This window comes from Acinetobacter endophylla (genome assembly GCF_053543775.1).
The window spans coordinates 1-15,119 of the sequence record NZ_JBLVOM010000233.1 but is presented as its reverse complement, the minus strand read 5'-3'; the positions used below and the strand labels follow the sequence as shown (position 1 = coordinate 15,119).

The following is a 15,119-nucleotide window of genomic DNA, read 5'->3' as shown; positions in this document are numbered from 1 at the left end:
ATTTTAAACGCTAGAGAAAGTTAAGCTGTTGATGCTGCTGTAGCTCGTCAAATGAATTAATACTGTGAAAAAACAGGGCACGATTTTTAAAGCTTGCCCGCTGCATGTGCATGTCAGCAAAACAGAGTTTTAAACTGTGCTGATCATTTTCAAGATGTTGTATAAGAGTGGGTAAGCTGCTGCGTTTCATCAGACAGAATGGAAACAATGCCTTTTCATTGATTTCAACTACCGCCACTTCAGATAAAGGATGTCGTTGCAGGGCCTGATGTAAACGTGAAATGACTTTTTTGGGAATATAGGTCACATCACAGGGTACGAACAGCACATAATCAGATTGTACATGTGACCAAGCACTCTTCATGCCCATCAATGGTCCCTGAAAACCGGGTTCATCGTCCTGATAAAAGTCGATCGAAGGAATCATCCGTTTATAAATGGAGTGATCCCGATGACTATTGACCCAAACTTTGCTTGCCCGGGACTTCAACTGCTGATGGATTTTAATGAGCTGGATTTCATCATCAAATTTGTGCAGCAATTTATTGATGCCATTCATGCGCCGCGCTAAACCTCCGGCCAGGATCACCACATCAGTTTCCGGATAAGACACCGTCTTCATCACTCTTCTTTTCATTCTATGTACTCCGTCTGGCAGGCTTTAATCAGGCCTCTAATTTCTGGCAAACATGAACCACAATTTCCTCCGGCTTTTAGACATGCAGTTACCTGTTTTTCATGCGTGATATTTTTATCTTTAATGGTTTGAATAATTCGGTTCTTACCGACCTTAAAACAGCTACAGACTAATGGCCCTTCACTATTTCCCATCGACATGGCCTGACCTGCCAGCAATGCTTTACGATGTAATGCACTCAGACGTTCACGTCTAAACAGGCCTGCCACCCAGTCACGATCTGGCAATAGTGCCGCCGGTGCGATATAAAAACTGGCAATTAACTGGCCATCCTGAAGCACCACACTATGACTGATATGCGCCGTTTGATCTTCGAGATTCAGCCATTCAAAGCTTTCATCATCAAAGGCTAACAGGCTCTTGATCTGCCCGGTGATATCAGAAAAACGGCGCCGGTCTGCCAGTTCATACCGGATGGCCTGAGTGGTTTGAGTTTTGCTCCACCACACCGTATTTTTAATCATGGTCTGGATTTTCTGCTCAAAGCCTTCCCGTACATACAGCACGCCCTGCCACTGGGTATAAAATGGCTGGATCATCACCGGAGTATGCTTAAATTCTGGCTCGCCGGAAATCGGGTCAACCACCGGATTCACCACTTTGCCAATCCGCGCATCGGATGCAAACTGGTCGTTCCAGTGAATCGGTGCAAAAATCTGGCCACGTCGTATATTTTGTGAAAATTGCACACGGAGTACACAACTTCCCCAAGCGGATTTCACCTCGACCAGCTCGGCATCTTTCAGGCCATACTTCAGTGCATCTTGCGGATGCAGCTCGCAATAAGGCTCGGCACGATGCTGGGACAAACTGGCAGATAATCCGGTATGGCTCATGGTGTGCCATTGATCGCGAATGCGTCCAGTATTCAGGATCAGAGGATATTCAGCAGAAATAGCATGTACCGGATCGGCTGCAACTGTTGGCACCAATCTGGCTTTGCCATCTGCATGGCTAAACTGGCCTTGACTAAATAGTTGATCAACCTGATAAACTTCTTGCTTATCCCAGACTGGCCACCGAATCGGTGTTAGATTCTGATATTCCGCAAAACCGAGATGAGTTAAACCTTGCAGGTTGAAATAGCGAAAATTCGGTGTATCTTCACGTTGCGAAAGCGAACTATTCTGATAGGCAGATAAACGGGCATGTTCCAGAAAAATGTCATGACTGTTGTTAAAGTCAAAACCGCGAAAACCTAAGACCTGAGCCACCCGGGAAATGGCCCACCAGTCTGCTTTAGCTTCACCCGGAGCCGGCAAAAAAGCCTTTTGCCGGGAAATACAGCGCTCCGAATTGGTGACTGTGCCATCTTTTTCGCCCCAACCCAGTGCCGGTAACAGTACATCGGCATATTGCGTGGTATCGGTGTTGAGACAAATATCGGAGACCACCACAAATTCACACTTCTCCAGAGCGCGTTTAACCTGATCTGCATCGGGCAAACTCACGATCGGATTGGTGGCCATAATCCAGATGGCTTTGATTTTCCCGCTTTCCACCGCTTGAAATAAATCGACTGCTTTTAATCCGGGCTGCCGCGCGATGACCGGGCTTTGCCAGAAATCCTGCACCAGTTGCTGATGTTGCGGATTATCCAAATCCAGATGACTGGCCAGCATATTGGCCAGCCCACCGACCTCCCGTCCGCCCATCGCATTCGGCTGTCCGGTCATGGAAAAAGGTGCCGAACCGGGTTTGCCTATTTTTCCTGTCAATAAATGACAGTTGATAATGCTATTGGCTTTGTCTACTCCTTGAGAGGATTGGTTTACGCCCATGGAAAACAGGCTCATGATTTTTTCGTTCTGGGCAAATTTCTGAAAAAATAAGGTTAATTTTTCAATAGCAATACCGGTACGTTTTGCCACGCTTTCAAGTGATGACTCTGTCGAGCTACTGGCAAGCGCCTGCTCCAGACCTTGAGTATGGTGTGTAACAAAATCCAGATCGGCATGACCATTTTGCTGAAGATATTGCAACAAGCCATTAAACAGCGCGACATCCTGACCTGGTAAAATCGGCAAGTGTAAGTCTGCCGCTTCACAGGTTGCGGTAAAGCGTGGATCAATCACTACCACGAATAAATCCCGCTCTTCTTTGGCTTTCATAATGCGCTGATAAAGCACCGGATGGCACCAGGCGGTATTGGATCCGACCAGAACCACCATTTCTGTCTGCTCAAAATCTGTATAGCTGGCCGGTACCAGATCTTCGCCAAAAGCCCGTTTATGCGCTGCCACAGCAGATGACATGCACAGTCTTGAATTGGTATCAATATTGGCAGTACCGAGATAGCCCTTTACAAACTTGTTCACCACATAATAGTCTTCAGTCAAAAGCTGGCCGGAGACGTAAAAGGCGATGCTGTCACGTCCATACTGATCAATATATTGCTGAAATTTATTGGCAATACTTGAAATAGCATGATCCCAAGTGCTTATTTGCCGCTGCTCTTTTCGCCCTGTCATCGGATGCAGAAGCCGGGTTTTTAAGCCAAGTGTATCGGCAAGATGACTGCCTTTAATACACAACTTGCCCAAGTTCGCAGGATGCTGAACATCGCCTTCAACCTGAACCTTTTCACCCATAGGGGTTTGGCTTACATGCGCGATGACACCACAGCCTACTCCACAATAAGGACAGGTCGTCTGAGTGGTTTTTATTTGGGATTCAGTAGAGCTATGTAGTTCCATAACCGGAATACTATTCATTGCTGCTGTGCTCCTTAATCATCCAAATTCACGTGTTTCACCAAATCTCTGATATCTAGTTTTTACAGGTTTGATTTAAATATTTTCTATATCTCAAAAGTTTTAATCCTTCCCAACCCTCCTTTAGCAAAGGAGGGAGGTTCCCCTCTTTTTCAAAGAGGGTTTGGAGGAGGTTTATCCGATTACCCTGCCTTTTTTAATGCAAAATCCCGACCAAAAAGCAGTTTGCTGCGGATATTACTAATTGGTGTCTGGTCTGCAATCAGTTCTGCATACCAAGCCCCATCTTCGGTATCGCCAAATAGCACAGCACCAATGACCTTGTCCTGTTGAATGATGATCCGTTTATAAATCTGACGCTTCTCATCATTCAGCACGATATCTTCAAAATCATCCTGAGGTTCAAAATTTCCGGCCGAAAAGACATCACATCCGCTAACCTTGAGTTGGGTCGGAACAGTCGGTGCCTTAAAGGTCAGTCGGCCATGTTCAGCCAGATGCGTCGCACAGATAAAGGCCTGTCCCCATAATGGCTCAACCAGTCCAAAGGTTTGGCCACGATGCTCAATACATTCACCCACCGCATAAATACTCGGGTCATAGGTCTGCATGGTGTCATTCACCAGCACCCCACGATTACAGCGCAAGCCAGCCTGTTCAGCCAGAGTTTTATTTGGGCGAATTCCGACGGCAAAAACCACTAAATCGGCATCCAGCATTGTCCCGTCTTTTAAGCGCAGTTGAGTCACATGACCGTCTATACTGATCAGCTCTTCGGTATTGGCTTCGGTGATGATCCGGATGCCTTTATTTTCGATTGATTTTTCCAGCATTTGACTGGCTTTCATGTCCAGCTGACGATCCATAATACGGTCCATCAGGTGCAGCACAGTCACATTCATCCCTTGCTGCTTCAGTCCATAAGCTGCTTCCAGTCCCAGCAGGCCGCCCCCAATCACGACGGCGTTTTGCTTGGTTTTGCAGTAGTCCAGCATGCGGTTAACATCCTGAATATCCCGGAAGCTAATCACGCCTTCAAGTTCAGCACCCGGAATAGGTGGCACGAAGGGTTTGGAACCAGTAGCGAGGATCAGACGATCATAAGCAACGACTTCGCCTTTTTGGGTGTGGACCTGTTTACGCGAACGGTCGATAGAGATGGCAGCATCTCCAGCGATGAATCGAATGCCTTTTTCGGCATACCAGTCGGCTGAATGCAGCATAATTTCGGCAAAGCTTTTCTCACCGGACAATACTGGTGACAACATGATCCGGTTGTAATTACCCCATGACTCTTCCCCAATCACGGTAATGTCATAACGATCTGGCGCCATATCCAGCAAGTCTTCCAGACAGCGCATACCCGCCAGTCCATTCCCGACCAGTACCAGTTTTAAACGCTCTGTGTTTTGACCATTACTGGAAATATAGGTCTTTTGTGGAGTTGGACTCACCAGAACTTTGCCATTTTCAATTCGGGTTGGAAATACCAGTAATTTCTGGTCTTGTTCTTCCAGACAACGGCCGGTAACCAGACTGAAATGCTGCTTGTAAATTGGGGATGCGACTACACGCTCACCTTGCAGATCACCCAGAATGCCACGTGCCATGACATTGGCGAGACTAAATGGATCCTGATTGCTGAGAGCATAAACCCGCTGTTCCTGACCCACGCGAAAAATTGCAATCTGCTGATCTTCAATCAGGGCTGCAACACCGGTATTTGGGGTGATCTCATCCAGATGACAGACTTCGTACCAGTTCAGTTCGTTCATGTCTTTTAAAATTGTCATTTTCATTCTCCCTGACTGTAGTATTTAGGCTTCAACCACTGGAATACGGTTTAAATCACGTTCAGCTTCTGTCTTTGGACGAATCTGGCCACGTACAGGTGCAAACTGAATATGCGGGTCATTCTGCTCGGCTGCTTTGGCATTAATAAAGGTCTTAAAACGTTTGCGTACTTCAGGATCTTCAATCGCAGTGCGCCATTCATCCTGATAAGTGCCAATCACATGCTGCATACGGCTTTCCAGTTCAGCAGCAATGCCGAGCGAATCATGCACAATGACATCTTTCAGATAGTCCAGACCGCCTTCCATATTGTCACGCCATACGCTGGTGCGCTGCAGTCGATCCGCTGTCTGGATATAGAACATAAAAAAGCGGTCGATATATTTGATTAGTGTGGAAGTATCCAGATCCGAGGCAAGCAGTTCAGCATGGCGCGGTTTCATGCCGCCATTGCCGCATACATATAGATTCCAGCCTTTTTCCGTGGCAATGACACCGACATCCTTGCTCTGTGCTTCTGCACATTCACGGGTACAGCCGGATACTGCCATTTTGGTTTTATGGGGTGAACGCAGGCCTTTATAACGATTTTCCAGGAAAATCGCCAAGCCGACAGAATCATCGACTCCAAAACGGCACCAGGTACTACCCACACAAGATTTCACCGTACGTAAGGATTTGCCGTAAGCATGTCCGGACTCGAAACCGGCATTGATCAGTTTTTCCCAGATTTCAGGCAGTTGATGTACCTGCGCACCAAACATGTCAATTCGTTGTCCGCCCGTGATTTTGGTATATAGACCATAATCTTTGGCGATCTGACCGATGGTAATCAGACCATCCGGGGTAATCTCGCCGCCTGCCACACGTGGCACAATCGAATAGGAACCATCTTTCTGGATATTGCCGAGGTAGTAGTCGTTGCTATCCTGCAAACCGGCATGACTTGGTTTCAGAACAAAATCATTCCAGCAGGATGCCAGAATATTGGCTACAGTCGGTTTGCAGATATCACAGCCCATGCCGTGCCCATGTTGCTGAATCAGGTCAGAGAATGTCTTGATTTCATGCACGCGTACCAGGTGATACAGTTCCTGACGTGAATAGGCAAAGTGTTCGCACAGGTGATTGTTCACCGTGACACCCTGACGCTGTAATTCAGATTTGAGAACCTGCGTTACCAGTGGTGCACAGCCACCGCACGCCGTTGCAGCCTGGGTGCATTTTTTCAGTGCACCCAATGAAGTTGCACCGCCATCAATAGCTGAACAGATATCAGCTTTGGAAACGTTATTACATGAACAGATGGTCGCACTGTCAGGCAATAAATCGACACCACTACCACCTGATTTGGAAGTCGACTGATCAAAGCCCGGCATGATCAGGCTTTCCGGTTGCTCCGGTACAGCCAGACCATTCAGCATCATTTGCAGGAGATCACTATATTCTTTGGCACAGCCCACCAGCACCGCGCCCAGCAGCTTGGTCTTGTCTGCTGACACCACGATTTTTTTATAAACCTGCGCGGCTTCATCAGCATAGAAATAGCTCAAGGCACCTGGTGACATGGCGTGTGCATCACCAATAGAAGCGACATCCACGCCCATCAGTTTGAGCTTGGTACTCATGTCCGCACCAGCGAATGCATGACTTTCTTGGCCTAGGACATGTTTTGCCGCGATCCGCGCCATGTCATAGCCTGGTGCAACCAGACCATAAATTTTATTGTCCCAAAGTGCACATTCACCAATGGCATAAATGTCCGGATGTGAGGTCTGGCAATAATCATTAATGATGATGCCGCCACGCTCACCAATCAGTAAACCACTTTGGCGCGCCAGTTCATCACGCGGACGAATGCCGGCCGAGAACAGGATGATATCGGTTTCAAGCACCGAACCATCTCCGAACTTCATTACATGCTGAGTGCTGTCACCATCTTCAATACTTGACGTGGCCTTTTGAGTATGTACCTTGACACCAAGGTCTTCAATTTTAGAGCGCAGTACCCGGCCGCCCAGATCATCAATCTGCACCACCATCAGACGCGGAGCAAATTCTACGACATGGGTTTCCAGATTCAGATCTCGCAGGGCTTTCGCTGCTTCCAGCCCTAGCAAGCCGCCGCCAATCACTACGCCAGTTTTGGCATTCAGACTGGCTGCACGAATGGCATCCAGATCTTCAATGGTACGATAAACAAAGCAATTCTGACGGTCATTGCCCGGGATTGGTGGCACAAAGGCATAAGAACCGGTAGCGAGAATCAACTTGTCAAAACTCAGCACATCACCCTGGCTGGTGGTGACGGTTTTATGGAGCTGATCAATTTCAACCGCTTTAGTATTAAGTCGCAAATCAATGCCATAAGCATCGGCAAAATCACTACGACACAGACTCAGATCCTTAACCGACTTGCCGCTGAAATATTCGGTCAAATGTACCCGGTCATAAGCTAAATGTGGCTCTTCTGCCAAAATGGTCAGCTCAATGTCATCACCGGTCTGTTCCAGTACAGATTCGATGAATTTATGCCCCACCATGCCATGCCCAATCATGAGAATTTTCATATCTGCACTCCAACTATTGTTTTTTTAAAGATGATAAAAAGCCGCATATCACGTCTAGGCATTGATATGTCTGCTGATTGAATATGTTGTAAATACCGCAACCCAGCGCTTTGTAATGCTGGAGGAAGGGTTGAAACGCTTGTGCGTTTTGTATTGCTGAACAACTGACCATGTCATTTATCCTGTGCTGAACGAAATACCAATCACACTCCTTGAAAGTGCAATTACGATCAGAACGGACATCGTTGGCCGTTGTTAATATTGAAAGTCATCTTTGACGATTTAATAAATGCAGAAATCGTGCCAACTTTTCCAATAAGAAAACGCCTTATTTCAGGCAGATGATCTACCTAAACGCTTCATTTTGATCAGCCATCAGCTGAAATCCCTAAAGCTATGCACTAAATTGAACAGAAAAATAGAATTTTATGCACCAATTTAATGGCATGTTTTTTGCTTTACTCCTGCTTGAATATTCCTTAGGCCTTACTTGAAAATATTCCATGTCCAAATTACGAATTGCTCTTATTGATGATGATCTGGAGCGCGCCCAATTCATCCAGGAATCCCTGCTTTCACATGATTTTCAGGTGGTGGCCTGTTTAATCCTGAATGACCTGAATATGGTACATGTTAAGGGTATTCATGCAGATGTGATCCTGCTGAATATGGATCATCCGCATCGGGATATTATTGAAAGCTGTGTCAGCCAATATGAACTTCCGACCGTGCTGTTTACCCAGAACTCCAATAAAGACACCATCAAAAGTGCGATTGATGCCGGAATCACGGCTTATATTGTCGATGGTATTGATCCCACCAAACTAGAAAGCATTCTGGAAATTTCAATTGAACAATTCCGCAAACATAAAAAGCTGCTGAACGATTTAAAAGAAACCCAGGACAAGCTGATTGACCGTAAAGATATCGATAAAGCCAAAGCCCTGCTCATCCAGCTGCATGCCTTAACGGAAGAGCAAGCTTTTGCTTTATTGCGTAAAAATGCCATGAGTCACCGGATTACCATTGGTGAAATGGCCAGACGCTTACTGGATGCACAGAAGCTGTTACTGGGCCAATAAGGAAAAGCATATGTCCACATTAGAAAAAACTGAACTCAATATTGGCTATATTCCTTTACTTGATTGTGTTGCCATTCTCTGGGCTGAAAAACAGGGTTATTTTGCCGAGCAAGGATTAACCATCAATTTAATCCGCGAAGCCTCATGGTCAAGTTTGCGTGACCGTCTGGCCTATGGCTTTCTGGATGCTGCACATTGTCTGTCCGCCATGTTGCCCGCTGCTGCCCTGGGCACAGACCAGTTACAGGTGGCTTTGCAAACCCCTCTAGTACTGAGCGTGAATCAGGCTTTTATTAGCCTGCGCCAAGATCTGTGCTATGAACTCGGTATCCAGCCTGAGGATGATGAACAGATTACCTCAAAGAAACTTGTACTGGCTTTACAACAGAATCATTCCATCAATCTGGCCTATGTTTATAAATATTCGATTCATCATTACTGTTTAAAAGAATGGCTGGCACTGACTGATCCACAACTGGCCAAGAATATCCAGCTGATGACCTCTCCACCGCCTTCTATGGTAAAAGGAATCGCAGAACAGGTATTTGATGGGTTTTGCGTGGGAGAACCCTGGAATATTCAGGCCAAACTTGAAGGCTATAGCTTTATTGTCGCTGCCAGCCAGAATGTCATTCCAAAAGTTGCCGATAAAGTCTTGGCCATGACCCAGGAATGGGCAGAACAGCATCCATTTACCGTAGAGGCAGTGGTCAAGGCTGTACAAAAAGCGCAGGATGATTTAAAGCAGCGCAGCGATTTATCAGACGTATGGAACATGCTGGTGGATTATCAGATTATTCAGTTTGAATGTTCCGCCCAGCGGCATGTCTATGACTTTTACAAAATCAAGAATATTATCCGGAATTTTGTTGGAGAAAGTGCCAAACCGAAAGTCGATGATTTTATCTGGCTTCTGCAGCAGATGCAGAAATGGGAAGATATTGAAATGACCGCAGCCGAGAAAAAACAGATTGCGCAGCAGTGCATCTATAGCTTGCAAAACCAGCATGCAGACATTATTGGCTAAATGATGTTACTGAAAAAAGAGACCTGATTTTTCGGGTCTTTTTTATTGAGTTTATTTTCCAGAAAATGATTAAAAATCTCTGCATTCTGATCTAACTTCTTGAATATGATTAAAAGTTGTCTGCTAATTTTTTCTATAAAAATAAGCCATTTTAAGAGTCATTTCAGGATTTGGGATGAAATGGCATCCATTTTGCTTATTCAGTATTACGTTTTATAAAATTTGTAATATTGAGGGGCAACACTATGAGTTACGTTGCACGTGAACTCAGTCAAAGAAATAAATTGCTGTTTGGCTTGGGGTCTTTTTTAATACCAATTCTGATTTGGTGTGCAGTCAGCTATTTGCCATTTATCTGGCATCCACAAGTCCAGATTACTGATTCTGGTAGTGTTGCCTATTTACAGGTCGAGAGTCGTATTGATAAAGACCAGTTTTTTTCTGCTGCGCAGTCTGCGGTAGATCAGGGTCTGGCTCCGCCGCAGGGTATTCTGGTCAACCCGATTTATCTGCCTGCACCACATGAAGTTGCGATTGCACTGGTCACGGCGTTTACCACGGAGCCTACCCAAGCCAATGCACCCTGGTTTCATGAAAGTCTGTGGCACAGTATCAAGTTGGTCTTTACCGCGTTCTTTATTTCTTCCTTGGTTGGTATTCCACTCGGTATTTTATGCGGATTTTCAAATAAAATTTCCCAGCTGACCGAACCCTTTGTTGAGTTTTTCCGCTATTTACCTGCTCCCGCCTTTGGTGCACTGGCAGTGGCAATTCTCGGAATTAATGATGCACCCAAAATTGCCATTATTGTGATAGGAACCCTGTTCCAGCAAATCCTGATCATTGCCAATACCACACGTCTGGTGGATCGCAGCCTGATTGAAGCCGGTTTTACTCTGGGCACCAATAAACTGAAAAGCTTGTTGCATGTGGTGATTCCAGCGGCCCTGCCTGAAATTTACCGCAATCTGCGTGTGCTGCTGGGTTGGGCATGGACTTACCTGATCGTAGCAGAACTGATCGGCAGTACCTCCGGGATTACCTGGTTCATTACCCAGCAAGCCCGCTATCAAAACTTTGATAATGTCTTTGCCGCGATCCTGATTATCGGTGTGATTGGCCTGCTTTGTGATGTGATCTTGATGAAACTGGGACAACGCTTATTTAAATGGAAACCGGGAGCCAACTGATGCAAAACACTGAATTTAATACCCGCGAATACTTTGACAAGATTTATAGCCGTCCGGTGATTCTGGAAGCAAAGCAACTGACACAAAAATTCAGTCATGGCAAAACCGAGCGTACGGTCTTAAATGCACTCAATTTGAAAATTCACAAGCGGGAGTTCATCTGTGTGATTGGGCCTTCCGGTTGCGGCAAGTCAACCTTTAGCCGTGTAGTTGCCGGCCTGGATCCTTATAGCAGTGGTGAGATTCTCGTGGATGGCCAGCCAATTACCGGCCCAAGTCCGGAGCGTGGCATGGTGTTTCAGGGCTATACCCTGTTTCCATGGAAAACTGTCAAGGAAAATGTCATGTTTGGTCCGCGCATGAAAGGCCAAAGTAGTGCAGCAGCAGAAGCACAGGCACGTGAATGGATCAATATCATTGGTCTGGAAAAGTATGAAAACCAGTATCCGCATGAGTTGTCTGGCGGGATGAAACAGCGTGTCGCGATTGCCCGAGCTTTGGTCAATGAACCGAAAATCCTGTTGATGGATGAACCCTTTGGGGCACTTGATCCACATACGCGGCAAAAAATGCAGCGTCACCTGATGGACCTATGGCAAAACATTGATATCACCATTATTTTTGTGACCCACGATATGGATGAAGCCATTTTACTGGCCGACCGTATTGTGGCGCTGAAAGCCAATCCGGGTGAAATCAAGGAAATTATCGAAGTTGATCTACCTCGTCCACGCCATCCAGACGTCATGCTTAGTCCTGAATTTAAACAGTTAAGACAACGTGTCGATTATCTGGTGCATGCTGAAGAAGATGAACTGGATCCGGCACTGGCAGAACTGCCGGTCATTCCGCGTATGACCAAGGTCAGCAGCAATAAATAATCTTATCCAAAATGCCTTTGGGACGACCCGAAGGTTTTAATCGCTGTGTTGGACGACCAACATTAGAGGTGATTATCATGCAAGCGCAATATGTACTCCCACTGGTTGATATTTCAAAATTACAAAGTCCGGATTTAGCCGATCGTATTGAAGTTGCTCATGCTCTGGATCATGCCTGTAAAGAAGTCGGATTTCTTTATCTGCAAGGTAGCCAGTTTAATTCTGATTACGCCAAAGCCCTGATTGAAATGGCCCAGTCCTATTTTTCTCAGGATCTGGACACCAAAATGCAGCACTATATTGGCAAATCAAAAAACCATAGTGGCTATGTGCCGATTGGCGAAGAACAGTTTGCCGGCAACAGTTATGATTTAAAAGAAGCCTATGATGTCAATTATGATTATCAGGGGGTAAGAAAAGACTGTCCTTTACTTGGGCCCACCTTATGGCCAGACCATCCGGATTTCAAGTCTATTGTCAGCCAATACTATAGTCATCTGCGTGAGATCAGCCGGCAGATTTTTTCTGCCTTTGCACTGGTGTTGGGCGTTCGTGAGGACTTTTTTGAAAGCAAAATTACTGATGCACCAAGTCAGCTACGCTTGATTCATTATCCCTATAATCCGGAAGTGCAAGATGCCGAAGGCATTGGCGCACATACCGATTACGAATGCTTTACCTTGCTGTTACCAACCGCGCCCGGCTTACAGGTTTTAAATAAAACCGGCGAATGGATCGATATTCCACTGATTGAAAATACCCTGGTGATGAATATCGGTGACATGATGGAAATTCTGTCGAATGGTAAATATCTCGCCACCAAACACCGCGTGAAAAAGGTCTCGGAAGAACGTTATTCATTCCCGCTGTTTTGCGCCTGCAATTATGACACCGTGATTGAACCGGTGATTCACACTGAAAATTCCAAATATTCTGCCCTGATCGGGGGCGAACATCTGTTTAATCAGACCGCCCAGACCTTTCAATATTTAAAACAGCGCGTTGCTAGCGGTGAACTGATCTTAAAAAATGCTGTACCACTTTCCTCTTTTGGACTTGAAGAACAGACGGAGACAGCATCATGAATCTGTTTGAAGTGATTAAGACTTTAAAGCCCACTATCCCTCAGCCAGAGATTATTCCGGGCTTTTTATACGGTGCTTTCCGGCGTAAAAGTATCAGTTTTTATAATGGCCTGACTGATGAGAATACCGTTGTGTACTGGTTTCAGTCGCGCAGTTTTACCATTGATCTTCGTCTAAAAAGCCAGACGGGAACTGCTGTTCAGGAACGCCAAGGCTGGATTGGCAATACGCTTTGGGATAGCGCCAGCCAGCTCTTGTCCTGGGAAGTGAAAGACTACGCCAATTATCAGAATCATGTGCAATGGCCGGAACCAGCCCGGTTACATGCCGTTGGCAACTGTATTCTGGAATTTTCTCCAAATAATGTCTATGTCGAAGACTGGCGCCAGCAGGTACAGCACGGTTTATTTTTAGGCCTGCGGCTTCAGTCTGCGCTTGATGTTCAATCTGGTCAGAAACTGGAAATGGATGGTGGCCTGATTATTTGTGGCGATCATATTGGCTATGCCCTGACGCGTTTGCCTGAAGTGCAAAGTGCAGTCGCTCAAATGGACTTGAAAGCTGTCGATCCGACCGTGTTTGCCTTGGTGGAAAGTTTTGAAGTTTCTATCGGGACTGATGGTCAAGCTAAAACTTACAGCACTCGCAGCAGTGAAACAGGCAAAACCTTTAACCTGGAAAATTTTGAAGTTCTCAATGAAAGCAGTCTGGTTCAGCATGTCATTTTAGATGACCGTGAAATTGACCTGATTTTTGAGCTGGATATATACCAGCCGGATTATGAGTTTCAATACAGGACGCCAACGACTACAGAAGCTGAAAGCTGGCTCAAGTCAGAACAAGAACATCTGATGCATCATGCAAAACGGGTGTTTTAGGGAGAAATATGTCTTTTTTATATCTGTCGATTGCCATTATTGCAGAAGTCATTGCAACTTCTGCATTGAAGGCCTCCAATGGTTTTAGCGTGCTCTGGCCTTCACTTGCCACCATTGCCGGTTATGCCGTTGCCCTGTTTTTCCTGTCACTGACCATGAAAACCATTCCGATGGGCATTGCCTATGCAATCTGGTCTGGTGCCGGTATTATTCTGATTTCAACGGTTGGCCTCTTGGTGTTTAAACAGCAACTGGATCTTCCCGCGCTGATCGGTCTGGCGTTTATGATCATTGGCATTATTTTTATCAATGTCTTTTCCAAAAGTACGCAGCTTTAATTTTTTAATATTCATCTGACTAGGGCGTGTCCTCATTTGAAGAATTGGTTTTAAATACTTAAAATCCTCCTTTGAGTTATTTTTATTTCTATATTTTCAATGGCACGTACTCTTCTTACCGATGATATCTGGCAGCAAATTCAAGATACTATGCGATTACACGGTTGTTACTGTTCAAAGAATAGTAGAAATATCATGGAAGCGATCTTATGGAAACTTCGTACAGGCGCCACATGGCGTGATATTCCCCAAGAATTTTGTCCTTGGCAAACTGCTTACAATCGTTTTAATCGTTGGGCAAGCAAGGGATTGTGGGATAAATTTTTTTTAGATTACGAGGCATCTTGGATCAGGAATGGGTATTCATTGACGCAAGCTACATACGCGTGCATCAACATGCAAGTGGAGCTCGGCATGGTTTCGAAAGAGCAATTGGACAATCACGCGGTGGACGAACAACAAAAATACATCTTGCAACCGACGCGAATGGATTACCGATTGATTTTAAAATCACTGAGGGTGACGTCCACGACAGTCAAGTTGCAAAACAACTGATTGATACGGTAGACGAGGCAACTTATCTCATTGCTGATAAGGGGTATGATGCTGAGCACATTAGAATATATGCCAAGAACAAGAATATGATTCCCATTATTCCATTGAGATCAAACAGTAAGAGATCGAATAAGGAGTTTGATAAATATCTATATAAATTAAGACATTTAGTTGAAAATGCATTTTCGAGATTAAAACATTTCCGTGCTATTGCAACTCGATTTGATAAACTGGCACGCAATTATAAATCTATGATCCGTATAGCCTGCATATTTATTTGGTGCAAAGCCAAATGAGGACACACCCTA

General features: G+C 45.4%; 12 protein-coding genes. 8 read left to right on the top strand and 4 right to left on the bottom strand.

Translation table 11 applies throughout. The features are described 5' to 3' along the window. Positions 1-10: 10 nt before the first annotated feature. From mobA to nirB, 4 genes are all read right to left on the bottom strand, one after another. A complete protein-coding gene (mobA, locus tag ACNPNW_RS07510; protein WP_005266359.1) occupies positions 11-637 on the bottom strand; it encodes a molybdenum cofactor guanylyltransferase in 627 nt (208 codons plus the stop codon). Then, positions 634-3,411 (bottom strand): molybdopterin-dependent oxidoreductase, encoded by a 2,778-nt coding sequence (locus ACNPNW_RS07505; RefSeq protein WP_448766814.1) that lies wholly within the window; start codon positions 3,409-3,411, stop codon positions 634-636. The genes mobA and ACNPNW_RS07505 overlap by 4 nt, the downstream gene beginning before the upstream one ends. A 182-nt stretch (positions 3,412-3,593) precedes the next feature. Then, complete coding sequence (gene nirD, locus ACNPNW_RS07500; protein ID WP_423090287.1) at positions 3,594-5,204, bottom strand: nitrite reductase small subunit NirD; 1,611 nt, start codon at positions 5,202-5,204, stop codon at positions 3,594-3,596. A gap of 24 nt (positions 5,205-5,228) precedes the next feature. Further along, entirely contained in the window at positions 5,229-7,775 is a 2,547-nt protein-coding gene (gene nirB, locus ACNPNW_RS07495; protein ID WP_423090286.1) for a nitrite reductase large subunit NirB, read from the bottom strand. Between the two features lie 503 nt (positions 7,776-8,278). On the opposite strand from nirB, the gene ACNPNW_RS07490 reads away from it, so the two are divergent. The 8 genes from ACNPNW_RS07490 to ACNPNW_RS07455 all read left to right on the top strand — a co-directional run bounded on the left by ACNPNW_RS07490 (position 8,279) and on the right by ACNPNW_RS07455 (position 15,107). Continuing rightward, on the top strand, positions 8,279-8,857 hold the full coding sequence (locus tag ACNPNW_RS07490) for an ANTAR domain-containing response regulator (RefSeq protein ID WP_004280362.1): 579 nt from the start codon (positions 8,279-8,281) through the stop codon (positions 8,855-8,857). A 10-nt stretch (positions 8,858-8,867) separates the two neighbouring features. After that, the gene (locus ACNPNW_RS07485) at positions 8,868-9,884 is read left to right on the top strand and encodes an ABC transporter substrate-binding protein (RefSeq protein ID WP_195724737.1); all 1,017 of its coding nucleotides are present in this window, start codon (positions 8,868-8,870) and stop codon (positions 9,882-9,884) included. A 245-nt stretch (positions 9,885-10,129) separates the two neighbouring features. After that, entirely contained in the window at positions 10,130-11,074 is a 945-nt protein-coding gene (locus ACNPNW_RS07480; protein WP_253173409.1) for an ABC transporter permease, read from the top strand. Next, positions 11,074-11,955, top strand: coding sequence for an ABC transporter ATP-binding protein (locus ACNPNW_RS07475; RefSeq protein ID WP_064096740.1), 882 nt, complete (start codon positions 11,074-11,076; stop codon positions 11,953-11,955). The genes ACNPNW_RS07480 and ACNPNW_RS07475 overlap by 1 nt, the downstream gene beginning before the upstream one ends. A gap of 77 nt (positions 11,956-12,032) precedes the next feature. Next, complete coding sequence (locus ACNPNW_RS07470) at positions 12,033-13,040, top strand: isopenicillin N synthase family dioxygenase (protein ID WP_448766813.1); 1,008 nt, start codon at positions 12,033-12,035, stop codon at positions 13,038-13,040. Beyond that, complete coding sequence (locus tag ACNPNW_RS07465) at positions 13,037-13,918, top strand: hypothetical protein (RefSeq protein ID WP_253173411.1); 882 nt, start codon at positions 13,037-13,039, stop codon at positions 13,916-13,918. The genes ACNPNW_RS07470 and ACNPNW_RS07465 overlap by 4 nt, the downstream gene beginning before the upstream one ends. Before the next feature lie 8 nt (positions 13,919-13,926). Beyond that, positions 13,927-14,256 carry a DMT family transporter gene (locus tag ACNPNW_RS07460; RefSeq protein ID WP_004280373.1) on the top strand — a complete coding sequence of 110 codons (330 nt, stop codon included), beginning with the start codon at positions 13,927-13,929 and terminating at the stop codon, positions 14,254-14,256. Between the two features lie 99 nt (positions 14,257-14,355). Beyond that, positions 14,356-15,107, top strand: a protein-coding gene (locus ACNPNW_RS07455) for an IS5 family transposase (RefSeq protein ID WP_448766392.1) whose coding sequence is annotated in 2 segments (ribosomal slippage) — positions 14,356-14,590 and positions 14,590-15,107 — 753 coding nt in all. Because the reading frame shifts where the segments join, the coding sequence is not laid out codon by codon here. Positions 15,108-15,119: the final 12 nt, after the last annotated feature.